Source organism: Sorangiineae bacterium MSr11367, from assembly GCA_037157805.1.
GTDB lineage: Bacteria > Myxococcota_A > Polyangia > Polyangiales > Polyangiaceae > Pendulispora > Pendulispora rubella.
In genome coordinates, this window is sequence record CP089983.1 from 6359575 (window position 1) to 6379614 (window position 20040).

Here is a 20040-nt window from a genome sequence, read left to right on the forward strand (position 1 = left end):
GGTGGTGACCATGAAACGACTCGGCCTCGGTGTAACCGTAGTCTCCTTCGTCGTAGGTTTTGCCGGATGCAGCTCCTCCTCCCCTTCCGACTCGTCGGACACTAGCGACACTTCGGCAACGGGCCAAGCGATCCTGCGGGAAGGCGTCGCCGAGGCCATGGTCGAAGGCCACGCGCCCACGTCGGTCCTCGTCTTTCTCAAAGGCTCCGCCGATCTCACCGCGCCCCTAGCCGGTTTTGCGACACGCGCCGAGCGTGGCGCGTTCGTCAAGACACGCCTTGTCGATCACGCGAAAGCTTCCCAGTCATCTCTCCTCGATGCGCTCGCAAAAGAGGGCGCCAAGGTGCGGCCCTTCCACATCGTCAATGCGGTGCTGGTGAACGATGCCTCCCCTCGCCTTCTCCGCAAGCTCGCCACCCGCTCGGATGTCGATCGCATCATGATCGACAAGCCCGTCCCTCTCAAGCTCGTCCCCAATGACGAGGCGCTGCAGACCGAAGCCGTCGAGGCGATTGGTTCGAACATCACCGCCACCGGCGCAAACCGCGTGTGGACCGAATTCGGCATCAAAGGCGAGGGCGTCGTGATTGGAGGTCAAGACACCGGCGTGGAGTGGAACCACCCCGCCCTCAAATCGCACTACCGCGGGTGGAACGGGACCACGGCTGACCATCGCTATAGCTGGCACGACGCCATCCATGAGGGCTCGGGAAATCCATGCGGCAACCCCGACCTCGCGGCACCTTGCGACGACTACGGTCATGGGACGCACACCATCGGCTCCGTCGTCGGAGACGATGGCGGCGGCAATCAGATTGGCATGGCACCCGGCGCGAAATGGATCGCGTGCCGCAACATGGACGCGGGTGTTGGCACGGCCTCCAGGTACATCGAGTGCTCGGAATGGTTCCTCGCCCCGTACCCGCAAGGCGCCGATCCAAGCACGGGCGACCCGTCCAAGGCGCCCGATGTGATCAACAATTCGTGGGGCTGCCCTTCGAGCGAGGGATGCCACGGAGAAGAGCTGATAAAGGTCATCCGCACACTCGGCTCGGCAGGTATTCTGTTCGTAGCCTCGGCGGGAAATGCGGGCTCTGGGTGCAACACCATCACGGACCAACCGGCAACCATCTGGGATGCCACCCTCTCCGTTGGATCGTACAATCATCGAAACGGCGCTATTTCTAGCTTCTCCAGCCGCGGCCCGGCCACCTACCCCGGACAGCCGGCGAGCGGACATTCCGGGCCGGATGTGGCTGCGCCCGGCGCAAGCATCACTTCGGCAGTCACGGGTGGAGGTTACGGCGTGATGAGTGGTACGTCGATGGCTGGACCGCACGTCGTCGGCGAAGTCGCCCTACTCCTTTCGGCCAACCCATCACTGCGCGGAAACATTGCCGAGATCACCAACATCGTGACCAGCACCGCCAAGCCCAAGACGTCGACCCAAAACTGCGGAACAAGCGGCTCCGCGCGCCCGAACAACACCTGGGGCTACGGCATCATCGACGCCTACGCCGCGGTCAAGAGCGTCAGGTAAGGCACTCGGTTTCGAGCGTCACCGATTGAGCTTGTCGCGTCGCGAGTTGCCGTTCGCTCAAAGGTCTGCAAAGACTTCCTCCCGTAGCTTAACGGGAGGAGCGAATCGGTGAGAAAGGTGCGGGGAATCGAAAGCTGGCTTAAGCTCGTGAGCAGCTCGTGCCTCATTTTTGCGGCGATTTCGGCATGCAGCTCGGACGAGAATCCTGCACGTCCGGATAGCGTCCGCCCCGGACAAATTCCGAAGTACGACAAGGTGTCCCCTACGGTCGCATGGACCTCCCCTGCCAACGGGGAGAAAAATGCGTGGGTGCGGGCACCCATCCGAGTCACCTTCTCCGAACCCGTCGTCTTGGGGGACAAACCGGTCCAGCTTACCGTGGAAGGCAAGTCCGTACCCGTCACGGTCGATTACGAAGAAGCCACCTACACCATGACCATCAAGCCGAGCCAACCCCTCGCGGGGCCGGCACGCGCATCGGTGGACTTCGGTGATATTCGAGACTATGAGTCCAATCCGCTGGTCAGGCCGCCGTGGAACTGGACCATGGACCGTTGGCTTCCCGTTGGCGAACTTCTCGAGGAACCCGATGGGCGCTCCCCTGTCATCGCCGCGGGCCCCGGAGACGGAGTCGCGCTCGCATTCGCGCCCGTCCCGACCTCACCGGCACCGAGGGCACGCACAGTCGATCCACGACATGGAATCTGGCGCGAGTATCGGGACATCGACGAGACGCCCGCCCGCGATCCATTGACTCTCTTCATCAGCGAAAAGGGTCGACCGACGATGGTCTTCGTCACCGAGATCAATGAAGTCGTCATCGTCGAGTGGCGGGACAAGTTTAGTTGGTATCCCACCATGGGTGGCGACGACTTCATTACGGTGGATCAGGGCAGTGCCTTTGCCGCCCGAGCCAGCGACAACGTTTACTTCGCGGCATTTGACACGCCTAATGCTGACGGAGGCTCACATATCGTTGTCAAAGCGCAGAGGGACGGCGACCAACGCACCGTCGGTGAAGCCGTCAACGATCCCACGACCGAAAAGGACGCGCGGTTGCAGTCGCTGGCGCTCGAACGTGCCGGCAATCCTTACGTGAGCTACCGCACCACGGCGGGCGACGGGCGCGTGCGGGCATGGACCAAGGACCGGTGGCTACCCGTGGGCTCGGAAGTGAATCCATTCGATGAGAACGCCGAAGTCACCCAGGTTTCCGTGGACGACGCGGGAATGCCTTATGCGCTCGTGCAACTTTCGAATCGGCATCTGCCTCGCCAGCGTACTGTCGTGGTGAAATTCGATGGATCTCGTTGGGTCGAATGCGGTCCGCCGCTGAGCACGAATAAGGTTGAACGAGCATTCTTCGCTCCAACACGCGACGATCGTGTGCTTGCCTATCTCTATTCCTGGATGCCCGGAAGGGGTTCTCACCACCTGTTCGAGGTATCCAGTACGGGATGGGTCGAGATCCCGTTCCCCGAGCCCTCGGCAGAGGGTCCCGGAAATGCCACCGTGGACCCGAATGGAAACCCCGTGGTCACCTGGCGCGACAATAGTCGCAAGGTGCATGTCGCACGATTGAACCGGTAATCGCGACCGTGAGAAGAAGACAGAACGTGATGAGCGTCATCTGGAATAGCCGTACGACCTTGGCCCTAGCGACATTGGCCACCATAATCGCGTGTGAATCGTCGGGGGCCGCTCCAGGCGGACCGGAACGAGATCTCGACGTGATCCCACCGGAGATTCTTTCGCAGACCCCCTTGCATCGCGATCCCGAGGTCTCGGTGCATCAGCCCATCGAGGTCAAATTCTCCGAGCGTGTGCGGCTTTCCGACTCCGCTCCCGCGACGCTTTTCGCGAATACCGGAGAGACCGACGTGCCGGTTCCCACGACCGTCCGCCTATCGCCGGATGGCACCGTCCTGACCATCGAGCCGACTGCGCCTCTTGCCGCCCCAGCCGCCTATTCCGTGAGGTTTGGCGATATTCGTGATGAAGCGGGAAACGGGTTGGTTGCTGCGCCGTGGGAGTGGAAGGCACCGCTCTGGCTGCGCGTAGGACAACCTCTGGAGGATGCAGGAGACATCTCGTCGTCCATGATCGTAGCGGGCCCCGGCGAGCAAGTGACCGTAGGTTCGACCGTCACCGTCAACTTCCCGGACCAGCGTCTGCTTGTACACACACTCCAGCAGTCGAACGGCAAGTGGTCACTGCTGGACAATCGTTTAAAAATCGATAGCCGAAACGCACCCAGTCTCTTCTTGGATAAGGAACTAGGTCTCACTGCGCTGATTAGCGATCAGGAGAACCATGTCGTACTCGATCAATGGCTCGACACGAAATGGCAAAAATACGGTCCCGGATATTCGGTGGACCTCCTGACCGCGCCCAGCGTCAAGCAGACGAAGGACGGGGAACGCTTTGTAGCGTATACCGCCCCCCGCCCCGAACCGGAGAGCGGCACAGACATCGTCGTGGTACATGGGAGCGATTCGAGTCGGCTGGGAGGCCCCGTCAATGGAGATGATGAGGTAGTAACCAGTGTGGGACTCATATCCCTCGCGATGGATCGCCAGGGGACACCGTACGTTGCGTACTCCGCGGATTCGTTTAGCGGCAGACTTCGTTACTGGTCGCAAGGCCGCTGGGCGTTGCTTGCTCCTACGGTGACTTCCCCTGGCGATAACACGACAATCCGGCAGATCACGGTCGACGATGCAGGAACCCCATTCGTGCTGGTGGACATTTCGGAAGGCGCGCCGAAGCACGAACATCGGTCGCAAATTCGCCGATTCGATGGAGACCGCTGGATCAATTGCGGCGAGCGATTGGAAATGGAGGACCGTACCGTCCCCGCATACTTCGGGCCCGCGTTGGACGGACACATCTTTGCGGCCATGACGGTCCGAAACTACAGTGCGGAAGTCCCGGACAAGTTTCTCACGCTCGACGTCACACGAGACGGATGGACCGCGATTGCGCCCCCTGTTGATGCATTGCCCCGGTTCTCAACGAGGGTGTCGGGCACGGTCGACGGACGTGGCGCCCCCATTTTGGCCTGGTACGAGGGCTCGGTGGTGCACTTGCGGCGACTGAATCGCTGAACAAACGAAAACGGGGCCCGCTTCGGCGCGAGCCCCGCTTCGTTTTTCGGCTGCTGCAGAGAGCTAACTCACGCCTTCTTGCGCGCGCGGCCGCCGTCGATGGTCTTCTTCACCGCGTGGCGGATCAGGACGAGACCGTTCTTCGGGCCCGGGACGGCGCCCTCGATGAGGAGGAGGCCCTTCTCGTTGTCGACGCGGGCGACCTTCAGGTTGAGGATGCTCACCGTCTCGTTGCCGTACTGGCCGGCCATCTTGACGTTGGGGAGCGTGCGACCCGGGGTCATGTTCGTACCGATCGAACCGCCGTGACGGAAGTACTCGTGCGTACCGTGGGAGGCGACGCCGCCGGCGAAGCTCCAACGGCGCATGACGCCCGTGAAGCCTCGGCCGCGCGTGGTGCCGCGCGCGTCGACGAATTGACCGGCCTTGAAGAGCTCGTCGAGGTTGATGACCGTGCCGACTTCGAACTTGGCCGCCCACTCCTCGCTCACGCGCAGCTCCTTGAGGGTGCGCTTCGCGGTCGTGTTGGCCTTCTTGTAGTAGCCCGCGAGCGGCTTGTTGGTGTGGCGCTCCTTGCGCTCACCCAGGCCGAGAACCAGGGCCGAGTAGCCGTCCTTCTCGATCGTGCGCTTGGCGACCACGGTGACCGGGCCCGCCTCGACGACGGTGACGCGCTGGACGGTGCCGTCCTCTTTGAAGAGCTGCGTGTTGCCGAGCTTAATCCCGAAAATGCCGGGGTTCGTATTCATGCGAGACAGATTTCCTTCTTCGCGCGAAAGGACCGTGAGAAAAACCCGTTGGCGTTCCGTTCGGAGCGGTCGAAACCCGGTGCGAAGTGCCGGGTGACCGTGGGGAACCACCGAGGTGGGCCCCGACGCCGTCAGGCAGGGGAAAGGCCGCGCATCATACGGGCCCCTACCGTAACGTCAAGCGCGTCTTCAGCCCTGGCGCTTCCGTACGGCGAGATACGTCTCGTAGAGCTTTGCGCTCGCGCCCGCTAGGTTCGAGAGCACCGGCACGTGCACCGACGGATGCGCTGCGAGCCAGGCCACGTACGCCTCGGGCAGCCCCGCCTCCCGGGCGCCCTGGCAGAGGAGCGCCAGGTACCGCCGCGACGGGCGCAGGCCCAAGGTCGTACGCGACGCCAGGTACACCTGCGCGACCGTGCGACCCGAGCGGGCCCCCACCACGGAAAGCTCATGGCGCGCGTACTCGTCCTCGAGCTTCTCGAGCCGCTCGAGGTCGCCCGCGCCGAGCCGATGCAGCACGCCATGCACGGTGCCGGCAGCATCCGGAAGAAGCGTCGCAAACGCGGGCTCCACCACGGCAAAGCCCTTGATGGCAAATGCGAGCCGGTAGCCGTCGAGATGTGCGGTCTCGCTCTCGAGCGGTCGCATGCCCCGGCGCTCGACGAAGATGCGCCGGTTCATGTTCGCGCCGTACGCGAAATACCAAGTTGCACCATCTTCGCGCGTCATGCCGTTCCTATCCTTGGTAAACATTCCGGCATGAAAGCCAACGGAAGCGGGCAGCGGTCCTTCGGTGTTCTCGCATGGTTCGGTATAGTGGCCACAGTGTCCTGCGCCAAGACGCCACCGGAAGCCGCCCCCTCCGCCGAAGCCCCTGTTTCGTCCGCACCCGCGCCCACGGCCGCCGAGTCCGCGGCGCCCGCAGCCCCCTCGGGCATCGACGCGCTCGATTGCTCCATCCGCGTCGAGCCAAAGATCAAACTGGGGCAGCCGGCGACCGTGCACTTTCGCCTCGCGTCGCGCTCCGCACACCCCATTTACGTGCTCAATTGGCGCACGCCCCTCGAGGGATTGCGCGGGGACGACTTTTCCGTCGTCCGAGACGGAACGGAGATTCCGTACAAGGGCCCGATGATGAAGCGCGGCAATCCCGGCGCGGAGAGTTACCTCACCTTGGAGGCCAACAAGCCCCTGGAGGCCGACGTCGATCTGTCGCGCGCGTACGACTTCTCCAAGGCCGGCCATTACCGCATCACGTTCCGCGGCAAGATCTGGGACCTCGTCACCCAAAAATCCGAGATCCCGCGACCGCTCGACAACCATCACCCGGTGGAAATGACCTGCGCGCCCGTCGAAACCGACGTCGCGCCCTAGCTACCGTAGCGCGCGACCAAGGCGCGGGCGCGCTCCGCGAAGCCCGCGAGGTGGAACCGCTCGAAGTCGGCCCACGTGGACAAGGTGCGCGTGTCGGTCACGCGATCGACGAACAGCTTGCCCTGCAGGTGATCGATCTCGTGCTGGAACGTGCCCGCGGTGAGACCCTTCACCTCGAAATCGAGATCTTCCCCCTGCCGGTTCCACGCACGCACGCGCACGTGCGTGAACCGGGGCACCTGGCCGCGCAGGTTGGGCACGGAGAGGCATCCCTCGTTGTTGTCGAACGTCTCCTCGGTGAGCGTCGTGACCTCGGGGTTGACGAGGACCGTGAGCGGGTAGTTGGGCTTGTACGGGTAGCGCGGGTTGTTCTGGATGTGGATGACGCAGAGCTGCACCGGCTCGTACACCTGATTGGCCGCGATGCCCGCACCGTTCGCGTCGCGCATGGTCTCGATGAGGTCGTCGACCAGCGCCTGCATCTTGGGAGAAGCAAGCTCGTCGCGCGTGAGGGTGCGCGCCACCTGGCGCAGCACGGGGTGCCCGAGGGTCGCAATCTTGCGGATGGCCATGACGGCCGATCTAGCACGCTGGAGAACTACAACCACTTCTTGTGGCGGAACCAGAGCACGATGCCGATGGCCACGGCGGCCATGCTGGCAACGGCAAATGCGTAGCCGTATTGCCATTTCAACTCGGGCATGTGCTCGAAGTTCATGCCGTAGACGCCGGCCACGAACGTGAGGGGCAGCATGACCGTCGACATCATGGTCAAGGTCTTCATGACCTCGTTCATGCGGTTCGACTGCATGCTCAAATAGGACTCGATGGCGTTGCCGGCCAATTCACGGTGGCTGTCGGTCAAATCGGTCACGTGCGCGAAGTGGTCGTACACGTCGCGGAAGAACGGCATCGCCTGCTGCGGCACCTCGTCGAATTCACCGCGCGATAGGCGCAGCAGGATTTCGCGCTGCTGCACGCAGATGCGCCGCAGGCCCTGCAAGGTGCGCTTGAGCGAGAGCAACCGCGACAGGATGCGATGCCCGGTGGGCGTGCCCGCGTGGTGGACGACCGCCTCGTCGAGTTTGTCGAGCTGCGCATCGAGGGCATCGAGGACGGGCATGTAGTCGTCGACCAAATGATCGAGCACTCCGTGCAGCACCCACGCGGGGCCTTTTTTCAGGCTCTTCGGCGAGCGCAGGAGGCTCTGGCGCACCTGCCCGATGCACTCCGCGCCGTGATGATGCGTGATGACCCACGATTGCCCGATGACGATGTCGACCTCGAGCAACTCGAGCTCCGAGTGCACGTCTTTGGCGGAGCGAATGCGCACGCCGTGAACGAGGACGTAGAGGTAGGCCTCGAAGTCCTCGATCTTCGGCAGCGCGCGATCCTCCCAGATGTCCTCGAGGACCAGTGGATGCAGACCGAAATCGGCCGTGAGCATCTCGTCCACGGCCGCGCGATCCGTCGTTCGGTCGCTCTCGCCGAGATCGATCCAGAGCATCCGTCCGTCGGCGCGAAGCTTCCGCACCTCGTCGATGCTCGACGTTTCCGACACGGCCTCCCCGTCGACGAAGAATGCATGCATCGCCGACTACTCTAGGCGCTAACCCCGCTTTTCGGCCAGGATGAGCGTGCGCGGGGAATCGGTGCCGAAGAAGACGCCCGGGGTGGCGATGCGGCCGCTCACCTCGGCGACACGGAAGCCGTGGTCGTGCAGCATCTTTCCGAGCTCGTGCAGCGAGTAGATGCGGATCGAGTACTCGATTTCTTTCGAGCGACCGTCATCCATCATCATGGTGCGCTTGATGCGCATGCGGCTGGTGATCCAGTCGATGGTCATCTCATCCATGCACACGCAACCTTCGCCCTCGAACCAGGCGAGCGACGGTGCTTGGCGGCCGATGAAGTCGCGGTTGACCACGTCGAGCAGGAATTGCCCGCCCTTTCGCAGGGCGCGGTGCACGCGCGAGATGACTTGCGCGTTCCGGTCTTCGTCGAAGTAGCCGAAGCTGGTGTTCCACGAATAGATGCCGTCGAAGGTCTCTTCGAAGGTCATCTCGCGCATGTCACCTTGCACGAAGTTAAGCTTCTGGTTTCGATCCTGCGCCTCGTCGGCGGCGCGGGCGAGCATCGACAGGCTCAAGTCGTAGCCCACGACCTGGTAGCCGCGGCGGGTGAGCTCGATGGCATGGCGGCCCGTTCCACAGGCCAGGTCGAGCACCATCGCGCCCTTGGCGACGGCCAGGCTGTCCTCGATGAAGTCGGCCTCCGCCGCGATTTGCGCGTCGGTCAGCTTGGCCATGGTGCGGATGAAGTCGTCGTTGAAGAGCTCTTCCCACCACGGGCGCGAGCGCTTGCGCTGCAGCACCGAGGCATCGTTGAGCGGGGGCGGCGCGAGCTCGCTCTGCGCGGGGCCGATGACGAAGGGGACGGAGGCGATGCCGCGCTCGTCGAGGTCGGGGGTCGACGACATGCCGCGGTTCGGGATGACCGGAACGGGCGGCGGCGAGTTCCCCGACGGCGGCGGATGCGATGGCTTTACCGTCGTCGCGGGAACCGGCGGCGAGGCGGGCGGTGCCACGGGGCCCGAGGACGGAGGAACCGGCGGCGCCAAGGCACCTGTCGGAGCCGATCGGCCGCTGTCCACCATGGGAGGATCCAGCGAAACGATGGGCGTCATGGTCGGCGCGGGGTTCGACCCCGGCGGCGGAACCGGCGGCGCCGGCGGAGGGATGCGTGGACGCGCCCTCTCCATGCTGGGCTCCGACTCGACGCTCACCAGATCATCGGGCAAGAGCTCCGGTGCCGACGGGCGCGCGAACTCCTCGTCCTCGACGACGGGGATGTCCACGGCGCCGTCGCTGTCCGGGATGGTGACCATGTTGCCCCGCATGGCACGGGGCGGCTCGTCCATGACGATGACCGGGAGCGGCGGCGAAGGAGGTGGCGGCGGCGAGGGAACGCTCGACGGTGGCCCACGCCGGGCACTCTCCGGGGCGCCGCCCAACGAGATGGTCGGCAGCGAAGCGATCGCAGACGCATCGCGCGGCGTGGGCGCGAAGTCCTCGGCGATGGGCTCCACCTCGTCGTCCAACGTGAGCTCGGCGGCGATTTCGCTCGACGGAAGCGGTTCGGTATCGGGCGGGGTGGACGACGGAGGGCGACCATCGCGCGCGATGATCCTCCCCGACGGCACGACGCCGGCCAGCAGATCCGCGCGCTGCGGCGCATTGATGGTGATGATGCGCTGGGGCGCGATTTCGACCCGCGGCACCGAGGTCGGCGCCGGCGGGATCTCGCTTCGCGGGACGACCGGCGGAGGTGGACGCTGCGAATCCGTCTCCAGCGTGCGGCGCGGAGGCGGCGGAGGCGGCGGCTCGAGCCGAGGCGGTGCGATCTCGGGCTTCGAAGGAGGGCTCGGCTCCGGCGGCGGTGCGCTCAGCGGGCGCGCCACCTCATCGTCGGGGATGCGGAGCGTCATGCGCGGACGCACCCGGCGACTCGCCGGCGCATCCTCGTCCACATCGCGCAACTTCGCCCTCGCACCCGAAGCGGCAGCGCGCACGGGCGGGGCGATCGGCGTGGGCAAAGAATCGTCCTCCAACGCCACTTCGATGCCGTCGCCAAGCGCCTCCGATGCACTCGCACCGGTGCCGGCAGCAGCCTTGATCGAGGGGGGAAGTTCGTCGTTCACTCTCAGGTCACTCCCTTATGGCCGGCACGCCGTCTGTCGCGCCGTTCTCGGGCGACAAGGACCCGTGAGACAAGCTCTGGCCATAGAGTATCGGGCCTTCCTTGGCGACGAAGCCAAATGCGGAAGGCTCCAAAAACATCACGACCGTCGACCCCAGGTGGAAAATACCGAGTTCGTCACCTTTCTTCACCTCGAGCGGTGGGTCGAACGTGTGAACGCCCAGCGGAACGTCTTTCGCATCGATGCCCGTGACCGTGATGCGGCCCACGACGATGGCGACCACCATCACGACCGTCACACGGCCCAGCCCCGTCTCGGGCGGGGTGTCGATGGCGATGGCCACGCGGCGGTTGCGGACGAACAGGTTCGGCACATGCTTCATGCCGATCGCGTTTACGGGGTAATAATCGCCCGGCAGTGAACGGATCTCGCGGATGACACCGCCCACGGGCGCGTGCACGCGGTGGTAGTCGCGCGGAGAGAGATAGACGACACATCCGCCGCCACCCGCGAAACGCTTGGCCTCGTCGGCATCGCCCACCAGCTCATCCACGCTGTAGGGACGCCCTTTGACGAGGTAGCGCCGCCCGGGATCGACGCGCGCGATGGAGTCGAGCCGGCCGTCGGCCGGGCTGACCACCGTGCGCGGATCGGGGTCGATCGGACGAGCACCGTCGCGCAGGGTGCGGGTGAAAAACTCGTCGAACGAGGACCAGCCGTCGGTCTTCGTGCATTCGTCGAGCGTGATGCCGTACGCCTGCGAATACAGGCCAACCACGGCGCGGCCGACGGGGGAGGACCAGCTATGCTCTGCGAGCTTTCCCATCACGCGGCTGATTCCAGCGCGCGGTAGGACTCGCAGAAGCTGTGCGGTGGCGAAGGTGAGTGCACTCATCATCAGGCGCGCAGTATTTCCGCGAAGCCTTGCACCGCGCCCGTGAAGTGAGCCGGCGAAGAATCCACTTGCTTACGATGGTACCTTCCCGTCACCGAGTCGGTCAAATGCCTCAATCCTCTGTTCCACTTGGAACTTTCCATGCGCGCGCGCTCTGACATAAGGGGCTTGGGTCCTTGGATGGGGGGGTAGGAGAATCGGCATCGAGGGTCTCACAGGCTGCCTCGACATCGAAAGGGTCCGTGGCCACGGCCTCGGCAAAAGAAGGCTCCGCAATCGCCTCGTCGTTGCGCGATCGCGCCAGCACTCCGCGCAGCGCCCACCACGGGCCGTAGGAGGAGAGGACCTCCTTTGGATCCTGAAAGAGCACCTCTGCCTCCTTCGTGCGACCCGGGTCGGCCAGCGCCATGAGCACGCGCCCGCGGAGGTAGCGGTAGCTGGGATCGTCCTGCGGAGCGCCAGCAGCCCCTACGAGCTGCAGCCGTTCGAGCTCGCTCAGGGCCTCGGTCGGGTGCTTGCGCGCGAGGAGCAGCTCGGCCAGGCGCATGCGCTCGCGCACCTCGCGCAGGGACGGCGCCTTCGGGTTCGGCGCCGGCTCTTTGCCCAGCGAGAGAAGCGGCGGCAACGGCTCCTTGGGCTTCGATTGGAGATAGGCGCGCCACTTGGTATCCCACTGCTTCAAATTGCCGGAGCTCGCGATTTCAAGCGCACTATCGGGCTCTTTTCCATCGCGCAGCGCCGCGAAGAGGCGCTCGAGCGAGCCGGGGGGCGTGCTCGAGGCGAAGAAGCGGACGAAGCTGGCGACCTCGGAAAACGCAACGAGCGCGGCATCGGCGCTGGGGAGCATGGCGATGGATGGGCCGAGCTTGTCCAGCGGTAGATCGAGTTTCAGCTCGATGCCGCGCGCGGCGATGGCATCGGGTGACGGGCGGTCGTCGAAAGGACCCGGCTCGCGCCAGCGCACCTCTTCGCGCTTGGCCACGCCTTCCTGCAGCCAAAGCGGTGCGCGATCGACGGTGGCGCGCGTGACCGCAAGGTGCGTGAGCTCGTGCGCCACGGTGTCGCGCCACGAGTAGCCATGGATGCTCGCGCGCGGCGAGAGCAAGGTCACGCGGCCCCACTTGGCCACGGCCACGGTGCCGGTGGTTTGCGCGGACTCGTACGGGAGGCCGGTCATCGCCGAGAGGGACAAGAGATCGCGCACGACGACGATGCGCGTCGGCTTCGGCCACGTCGCACCGAGATCGCGCGTGAGGGCCTCGCGCGCTTTGACCACGGTCTCGATGATCAGCGGCGTGAGGGCGCGATCATTTTCGTCTTGGTAGCGGATCCACACGCCCTGGTCGTGGTCCTCCTCGAGCACGTTGGCGGCCGTGACGCGGGCGCAGCCGCGCGCGATGTCGGCGAGCATGGCCCCCTGCTCGGTCTTGGCGACGTCGGGCGAGCTGAGGGTGACCAAGGCGCCGTCGCAATCGGCCTCGTACAGCGCAAGGCGCGCGCGCTCGGTGGCGATGCCCACGTCGTCGGGCTTGCCGCGTGCGAGCTCCTTGCGGGCTTCGTCGAAGTCGTTGGCCAGGATGTACTCCTGCGCCCGCCCCGCGTGCTCGTCCGGCCCATCCGCCCGCACACCGTTGCCGGCCGCGAGCACGGCCACCGAGACGAAGAAAGCTGCTGCGCTTCGTTTCATCGCAAGAGCCCCTCCGCGTAGCGGCGAACGGCGTCGCGGTTCTTGCCGCTGCCGGTTTGGCCCAATCCTTTGATGACCCGGCGGCGGAACTCTTCCGGCCCCTTGTGGGCGTCCGCCTTGGGGATGTCGGCGTGATCGTTCGCGGGCTCTCCCTCCTGGCCTTCGCGCTCCCCTTCCCCGCTGTTGCTGCCGAGCGCCTCCTTGGCCATCTCGAGCATCCGCTGCGCTTCGCGCTGTCGCTCGAGGGCCTTGTCGGCCTCGCCGCGCTTGAGCGCACGCGCGGCTTCGCGCGCGGCCTTTTCCGCGGCATCCAGCGAGTCGAGCGCCGGCGGCGGCACGCCTTGGTCGCGGCCTTTTTCGCCCAGTTTCTGCGCACGCTCGGCGCGCTTGTCTTCCTCGTCGCCCTCCTTGGAGAGCTGCTCGCGCGCGCGTTCGGCCGCGCGCTGACGCATCGCCTCGAGCTTTTGCTCGGCCCACTTCACCTCGGGCTCCAGCTTCTTCTGCGCCTCGTCGATCTTCTTCTCGGCCTCGTTGTCCGCCGGCGAGAAAATCGACCACCGCTCGCGCGCGGCGGTGCGTTTGGCCTCCTCCAGCGCTTGCAGCGCATTGCGGCCGCTCGCCACCGCATCCGCGGGGTTTCCGTGCTCCAGCGAACGCGCCATCTGCTCGCCGTGCTCGCGCGCCGCCGCGCCTTTGCTCGTCCAGGAGTCGCTGCCCGCGCCGATGGTCGGAAGCGATTTCGTCGCCTCGCGCACGGCCTGGGCGTGCTTCTTCGCCTCCTCGGCCATCTGCTTCATCTCTTCGTCGCTCCCTGCGCCGGCGAGCGCCTGCTCCACGTTGTTGATCCCGCCCGCGTGATCCTGCGCCAGCCGCTCGAGCTCCTGCGCCGCCTCGTTGAAGGCTTGTTCCGCATCATCGGGTGAATCCCCCGGATCCCCGGCCTCCGTGCCGCGCCCACCGCCCGACTCACCGCCGGCACGGCCCGAGCGCCCCTTCGCACCGAACGACGGATCCGGCTGCCGCAAGCGCGCCGCCAAATCGCGCGCGGCCAGCTCGGCATGGTGCAGATCGCCCTCTTTGCGGGCGCGCGCCACGCGCAGCAGGTACGCGCCGACGATCTCGCCGAGATCGTGCCCCAGCGTGCCCAGTTGCACGAGCGACCGGCCTCCGCCCGCGAGCACCTCCGCCGCCGCGTCCACCCGATCCGAGGGGACCTTGCCCGGCGCCGGATCGGTGTGCCGCGCCATCTCGGCGATGCCCAGCGCAAGCTCCTCGGCGACATCGGCCAACTGGCGCGCGGTTTCACGCGCGTCGCGTTGCCCGAGGCCGCGCAGCACGGCGTCCACCACCAAGACGATGCGCTCCGTCGCCTTCACCGTTGCATCGTGCTTCGCCTTGTTGGGCGCGCGCACCTCGGCGTCCACCGCCAAGCGCACCTTGCGCATCTGCCCGCGCAGAATCGCCTGCAAGCGCGACGGGACGCGCGCCCCGGCGTACGAGCCGCTCAACGTGGCCTCCAGGAAATCCGCGCTGTCGTCGGCCCCCTTGAGCAGATCGCGCGTGTACACTTTGCGATCGGCCGGGGCCTTGGGGATTTCGTGCCCGATGCGCCACCCGAGCGTGTCGACCAGGATGTCGCGCAGTTTGCGCAGCGAATCGATGCGGCGTGCCTCGGGCTCGCCCACCTCGGGCGGGATCAAGGTGATGGCCGCGCTCGAGCCCCATTTGGGGCCGGTGACCGGATCGTTGTCCTTCGCCTCGACCCGCACCTCGACGGGGGCGTGGCTCTTTTTCACGAACGGATCGGTCGTCTTGAGCACGTGGCCACCGCGATCGCTGCGGGTCTCCCCATCGAGGCGCGCGAGCACGCGTCGCTCTTCGCGGGCGCCCGAGCGGAGCACGAGGTGCACCTCGCGCAGGCCGTGGTCGTCGGAGACCGTGTAGCGAATGGGGATTTCGCTGACCTCTTCGGAGGCGAGGAGGATCTTGCGCGGGGCGCCCTCGAGGACCACATCGGGCGCGCGATCCGCAATGGATACGATTTCGGTCGCGTCGGGTTCCTGGATGATGACGTCGCCGAAGCGCGCCACCACGCGCAGGGTGACGCTCTCGCCGAGCGGCCAGCGTGCCACCAGGCGATGGTGACCGTCGTCGGCGAAGGGGATCTCGTTCGCGCCATCGGTCAAAAAGAGGCGGCGCCCGTCGTGTGCCGGCATGCCGATGAACGTGACGAGCGTGCCCCGGTGCAGGGAGACCTGCTCGTACGCGCGCTCGTGGTACTCCTCGAGGTGCAGGTACTCCGGCGGCCGCGCCACCATTTGCAGATCGTCGAGCCACTGCATCGACACCGGGGCCACGCCGCGCCTGGCCACGAGGACGTCGGCCCCCTCGAGGATGGCCCACGGGCGAAAGATGGCCAGCGCAAGCACGACCGCGCCGAAGACGCCCGATGCGATGCCGAAATGAAGCGCCTGCCGAGCGGCCCCGACGACGATGCGATCGCTCGGCAAGGCCGCGATGGTGCGCTCCACGTGCAGCCGCGCGAGGGGGGCGGAGGTGCCGCTCGCCGTGTCACCGTCCCGGGTGACCAGCGAGAGGGCACGCAGGGCGCGCTGGGCGCGGTCTGGATCGACGGGTACGGCAATGCGGCGGATGATGCGCGCGGGATCGGACCAGATGCGCTTCTCGCGCTGGCGCGCCGCAAGGACGAGGCCCACCACGCCGACGATCAACGCGGCCGCCGCCCCGCGCCATCCCAGTGTCCCTTTTCGCGCGACGAGCATCCCCGCAACGACGGCGAGAACCACGAAGCCCACCACCGCGCGCTCGCGCGGCGTGCGCACGGCGCGAAGCCATGCCTCGGAGAGGGGGCGCAAGGGAGAAAAGAGGTTCGACGGCGGTGACTCGGGCGCCTTCATGTCCGTCACGAAGAGGCCGGCGGCGGATACGGCGGCGGCACCGGCGGGATGGGCGGAAGCGTGCTCGGAATGGCCGTGGGAAAGCCGCTCGGCAACGTCGTGGGGAACCCACTCGGCAGCGTGGTGGGGAAGCCACTCGGCAAGGTGATCGGCGGCAGCGACACCGACGGAAACGGGACCGCGCCTCCGCTGCCCGACGCCGAGGGCGGCGGCGTGGACGAGGGTTTGCTCGAGGGATGCGGCGTCGGTCGAGGTGCGGCGGTGGTGGCGTTGACCAACGGGGCCACGGTGTTCGACGGCGGGGTCGTCGTTGCCGCCGGCGCCGTGGCCGAAAGCGACGCCTGGGCGGTGACCGGCAAGGTCGGCGGGGTGGTCGGCACGCTGGGCGAGGCGCTCTCCTCCTGCCACGAGGTGGCCGCATACGCGATGACGCCGCCCACCCCGAGAACCACCGGCAAGAGCACCCAAAGCCACGCACGGCTGCCCCGGGTTCCCGAATGCCGCGGCGCCGGCACCTGCCGCTCGTAACCCTGCGGGGGCGAATACGGCGGAGGAGCCTGCATCACCGCCTGCGCCGGATAGGGAGCGGGCAGCGGCGGCCCGAGGACCGTCGACCCCGGCGCGCTCGTGCCTGCGCTGGCCGCGAACACGGCTTCGGCCGGGGCGCCCAGCACGGTCCCGGGGCCGGCGGGAATCGCAACAGGCGCCGGCACGGCCGCCACCTTCTTCGTGGGCACGCGCCCCGCGTCCGGCGCGAGGGACACCTTTTCCAACGCGATGCGCATTTCCGTCGCGCTCGCGAAACGAAGCTCCGGGCGTGCCGCCATCGCGCGGTGCACGAGGCCGGCCAGCTCGCGCGGCACGTCCGGCGCGGCGTGCACCAAGGGCTTCACGTCACCCTGCTCCACGCGGGCGGCGATGATGCGCGCGTCCGCATCGCCCTCGACCGGACGAACCCCCGCGATCATCTCGTACAGCATGACGCCCACGGCGTAGATGTCCGAACGCGCATCCGCGCGGTCTGCCGAATACGCCTGCTCGGGCGCCATGTACTCCGCCGTTCCCATCACCACGCCGGCCACGGTGAGGTTTTTCGGCGTCACGCCTGGCTCACTGGTGCGGAACTTCGCGATGCCGAAGTCGATCAACTTCAGCACCGGCTTGCCGGCCACGAAGGTGACGAACACGTTCTCCGGCTTGAGATCGCGATGGGTGACCCCCAACGCGTGCGCGACCTCCAGGGCCTCGAGGATCTGCTTCGTGTACTCGCAAGCTACCGCGATGGGGACTTTGCGCTCGCGCTCGAGCACGCTCGACAGCGCCTCGCCCTGGAGCAGCTCCATGACGATGTACGCCACGCCCTCCGGCGTGCGGTCGACGTCGGTCACCTGGACGATGTGCGGGCTCTGGATCTGCGCGGCGACCCGCGCCTCCTGCATGAACCGGTCGATGAGGCCGGTCCGATGGGCAAGCTCCGGGTGGAGCAACTTGATCGCGACGCGCGTGCCCAGGACTTCGTGCAGCGCCTCGTAAACCGATCCCATTCCGCCGTCGCCCAGGAGACGAACGAGGCGGTACTTCGAGCTGACGAGGTATCCAACTCCGGCCACCATCGCGTTATACCTCAGACCCCGTTCCCTCCCCCTCCCGATCCCGATCCCGCGCCCGATCTTCTCGACCTCGGGAGCGGAAGGGGGAGCGGGAGCGGGCAAAAGGCTCCTGAATGACGACATCCTTGCGTTTCCCAGCGCGCGTCGGATCGCCGCGCTGGATCGGCTCGCTGTCGGCGTTGACCGCCACGACGGCCATGTCCATCGACATGAGCCTTCCCGCGCAGCCGACGTTGATGCGGGAGTTCTCGGTGCCCTCGGACCGGACGCAGCTCACGCTGAGCCTTTTCCTGCTCGGGTATGCCGTCGGCCAGCTCATCATGGGATACATTTCCGACGCGCCTACCTGACCGGCGCGCCGGCGGGTGCTTTTGACGGGGTTGGTCGTTTTTTCCTTGGCCGGTGTCGCATGCGCCGCCACGACGAGCCTCACCGTTCTGGTGGCCTTTCGCTTCGTCCAGGGTACCGGCGCCGCCGCCGGCACCGTCATCGCACGCGCCATGGTCCGTGATACGCACGAGGGGTCGGCTGCGGCCCGCCTTTTCGCCACGATGATGGCCGTCCTGGCCATCGCGCCGATGGTCGCGCCGCTCATCGGCGGAATTTTGCTCACGCACCTCGGGTGGCGGGCCATTTTCACGACCCTCGCGGTGTTCGGGGTCGGACTGACCTCCATGACGGTGCTCTCGCTGGAGGAGACGCTGCCCGAGCGAAAGCCCTTCTCCTTCGCCGCGATTGCGCCGGGATTCGCGCGGTTCGTTCGCACCAAGGAGGCGCCGCGGCCGGCGCTGGTCATCGCCCTGGGCTTCGCCGCGCAGTTCGCGTTCATCTCGGGATCGCCCTTCGTGCTCATTGGCGGCTACCAGGTGAAACCCGCACACTACGGCTTCTATTTCGGCGCAACCGCACTCGCGCTCATGGCCGGATCCGCCACGGGGGCGCGCCTTCTGAAGGGCGGAACGCCGCGCCGCGTGGTGCGGATCGGAGGCGCGGTGCTCTTGGGGGCGGCGCTGTTGCTGCTTGCGCTGGTTCACGCGCCATGGTCAGGCGTGCTCGGGCTGATGGCGCCGGTCCTCGGCTGCTTTTTCGGCCTCGGGCTCGTCGGCCCCAGCGCCGCGGCCATGGCGATGGATCCGGTGCCCGACATCGCGGGAACGGCGTCGGCGATCATTGGCTTTCTGCAGATGACCGCCGGATCGCTCTCGGGCTACGTGGTGGCCAAGGTCGGCGGCGAGAGCCCGCAGGCGCTCGGGTGGCAGATGGCCTTGCTCGCCGCCGCGTCCGCGATGGTCATTTTTCTCGGGCTCACGCCGCGTCGCGCAGGCCAGGCAGCGGCGGCGTGAGGATTTCCCCCACGGTTTCCGCATCCTCGATGCGCGCGAACACGGGCACCAGCGAGCCCTCGCCTTCCTCGCGGCCGAAGCTCGCAAATGCGCCACTCGATGCGAGCGCGCGCGCCTGCGGGCCATCGAGCACGAGAAATACGTCGTGCAGCCCGCGCGCGGGCGCCGCGATGACGTAGGCAATGCGGCCGCGCTCCAGGTGCAACTCTTCGCGATCGCGGCGGATGAGCACACGGCGATCCGTGACGGCGTACAGCGTCTTTCGCGCGAGGAGCACGGGGCGCACGAGCGACGCGTAGGCCACGCCGAGGGCCACCGCCGCGAGCAGGAGCACGGTGAGCCCCACCCCGAAAATGAGCAGCGCGGCCATGGCCGGCGGCAACGTGTGCAGGCGCAACACGCGCCCGATCGAGGGCACGGCGCGCACGAGCACGTGCACCGCGGAGATGGACACGACGAGCGAGATGATCGCCGTTCCGACCCGCCGGGCCGTCCAGGGTGAGGCCAGCGGAATGCCGCTCCACACGACCCGCTCGTCCGGATCGAGGCGCTGGCCCAGCGGGCGCGTTCCCTGCCCCAGGGGCGCGCACGGCGTCATGCCGCGCACGATGGCCCAGAGCCGATCCGGCGCCGTCACGCCCGACAAGGTCAATTTCAAGGTGCGCCGCAAGGCACCGGTGGGCACCGCGCGGACCAAAATGAGATCGCCCACGTCGGGCTCGCGCGGATCCCAGCGGATGACGGCGTAGCTGATCGCCGAGCGATCCATGGTGCGCCGCATGCGACCGCGCTTCCAGATGATGTGCTTTTCCGTGATGAAGTACTCCACGCCGCCGCGCCACACGAGCGGGAGCCTCCAGCCAAGCAGCGCAATCGAGGCGCACCACACGGCGAAGAGGATCATCCCTCCGACGTGCGCCCGCAGGGAAAGCGCCGCCGTGATGGCAAAGGAGAGCGTCACCAACGAAACGACCGCGCTGACCACGGCGAGCAGCCGGGCGGCGAAGGGCGCCCGCACGATGCGTGGACGCCCGTGCCAGAGGATCGCTTCGTTGAAAAGGGAGTCGCGCTGCATGGCAAGGCCTGCGAAGCTCGAGGCAGTCGCCGCCTACCCTAC

The 20040-nt window shown here is 66.7% G+C and carries 16 protein-coding genes; 6 read left to right on the plus strand and 10 right to left on the minus strand.

The genetic code is table 11. The features are described 5' to 3' along the window. Positions 1–10: 10 nt before the first annotated feature. From LVJ94_24340 to LVJ94_24350, 3 genes are all read left to right on the plus strand, one after another. On the plus strand, positions 11–1540 hold the full coding sequence (locus LVJ94_24340) for a S8 family serine peptidase (GenBank protein WXB10345.1): 1530 nt from the start codon (positions 11–13) through the stop codon (positions 1538–1540). A 309-nt stretch (positions 1541–1849) separates the two neighbouring features. Continuing rightward, complete coding sequence (locus tag LVJ94_24345; protein ID WXB10749.1) at positions 1850–3130, plus strand: Ig-like domain-containing protein; 1281 nt, start codon at positions 1850–1852, stop codon at positions 3128–3130. 29 nt (positions 3131–3159) lie between these two features. After that, entirely contained in the window at positions 3160–4647 is a 1488-nt protein-coding gene (locus tag LVJ94_24350) for an Ig-like domain-containing protein (protein WXB10750.1), read from the plus strand. Positions 4648–4715: 68 nt separating this feature from the next. On the opposite strand, the gene rplC is transcribed toward LVJ94_24350, so the two are convergent. Further along, positions 4716–5396, minus strand: coding sequence for a 50S ribosomal protein L3 (gene rplC / locus LVJ94_24355; protein WXB10346.1), 681 nt, complete (start codon positions 5394–5396; stop codon positions 4716–4718). 189 nt (positions 5397–5585) lie between these two features. Further along, positions 5586–6125 carry a gamma-glutamylcyclotransferase gene (locus LVJ94_24360; protein ID WXB10347.1) on the minus strand — a complete coding sequence of 180 codons (540 nt, stop codon included), beginning with the start codon at positions 6123–6125 and terminating at the stop codon, positions 5586–5588. Positions 6126–6155: 30 nt separating this feature from the next. On the opposite strand from LVJ94_24360, the gene LVJ94_24365 reads away from it, so the two are divergent. Beyond that, entirely contained in the window at positions 6156–6770 is a 615-nt protein-coding gene (locus LVJ94_24365) for a protease (protein ID WXB10348.1), read from the plus strand. On the opposite strand, the gene def is transcribed toward LVJ94_24365, so the two are convergent. From def to LVJ94_24400, 7 genes are all read right to left on the minus strand, one after another. Next, on the minus strand, positions 6767–7342 hold the full coding sequence (def, locus tag LVJ94_24370) for a peptide deformylase (protein ID WXB10349.1): 576 nt from the start codon (positions 7340–7342) through the stop codon (positions 6767–6769). The two genes, LVJ94_24365 and def, sit on opposite strands and share 4 nt — an antisense overlap. Positions 7343–7368: 26 nt before the next feature. Further along, positions 7369–8361 carry a magnesium/cobalt transporter CorA gene (gene corA, locus LVJ94_24375; GenBank protein ID WXB10350.1) on the minus strand — a complete coding sequence of 331 codons (993 nt, stop codon included), beginning with the start codon at positions 8359–8361 and terminating at the stop codon, positions 7369–7371. An 18-nt stretch (positions 8362–8379) separates the two neighbouring features. Then, complete coding sequence (locus LVJ94_24380) at positions 8380–10470, minus strand: methyltransferase domain-containing protein (protein ID WXB10351.1); 2091 nt, start codon at positions 10468–10470, stop codon at positions 8380–8382. Positions 10471–10477: 7 nt separating this feature from the next. Continuing rightward, positions 10478–11368, minus strand: a complete 891-nt coding sequence (gene asd / locus LVJ94_24385; protein WXB10352.1) for an archaetidylserine decarboxylase — start codon at positions 11366–11368, stop codon at positions 10478–10480. A gap of 109 nt (positions 11369–11477) precedes the next feature. Further along, complete coding sequence (locus LVJ94_24390) at positions 11478–13052, minus strand: hypothetical protein (protein ID WXB10353.1); 1575 nt, start codon at positions 13050–13052, stop codon at positions 11478–11480. Beyond that, complete coding sequence (locus LVJ94_24395; protein WXB10354.1) at positions 13049–15970, minus strand: DUF4175 domain-containing protein; 2922 nt, start codon at positions 15968–15970, stop codon at positions 13049–13051. Before LVJ94_24395 ends, LVJ94_24390 begins: the two co-directional genes overlap by 4 nt. Before the next feature lie 5 nt (positions 15971–15975). Continuing rightward, a complete protein-coding gene (locus LVJ94_24400; GenBank protein WXB10355.1) occupies positions 15976–17583 on the minus strand; it encodes a protein kinase in 1608 nt (535 codons plus the stop codon). A gap of 110 nt (positions 17584–17693) precedes the next feature. Here LVJ94_24400 and LVJ94_24405 point away from each other — a divergent pair, with 110 nt between their 5' ends. Beyond that, entirely contained in the window at positions 17694–17930 is a 237-nt protein-coding gene (locus tag LVJ94_24405; protein ID WXB10356.1) for a hypothetical protein, read from the plus strand. A 45-nt stretch (positions 17931–17975) separates the two neighbouring features. Further along, on the plus strand, positions 17976–18923 hold the full coding sequence (locus LVJ94_24410; GenBank protein ID WXB10357.1) for an MFS transporter: 948 nt from the start codon (positions 17976–17978) through the stop codon (positions 18921–18923). Here LVJ94_24410 and LVJ94_24415 read toward each other — a convergent pair. Beyond that, positions 18886–19998 carry a hypothetical protein gene (locus LVJ94_24415; GenBank protein WXB10358.1) on the minus strand — a complete coding sequence of 371 codons (1113 nt, stop codon included), beginning with the start codon at positions 19996–19998 and terminating at the stop codon, positions 18886–18888. The genes LVJ94_24410 and LVJ94_24415 overlap by 38 nt on opposite strands. Between the last annotated feature and the right edge of the window lie 42 nt (positions 19999–20040).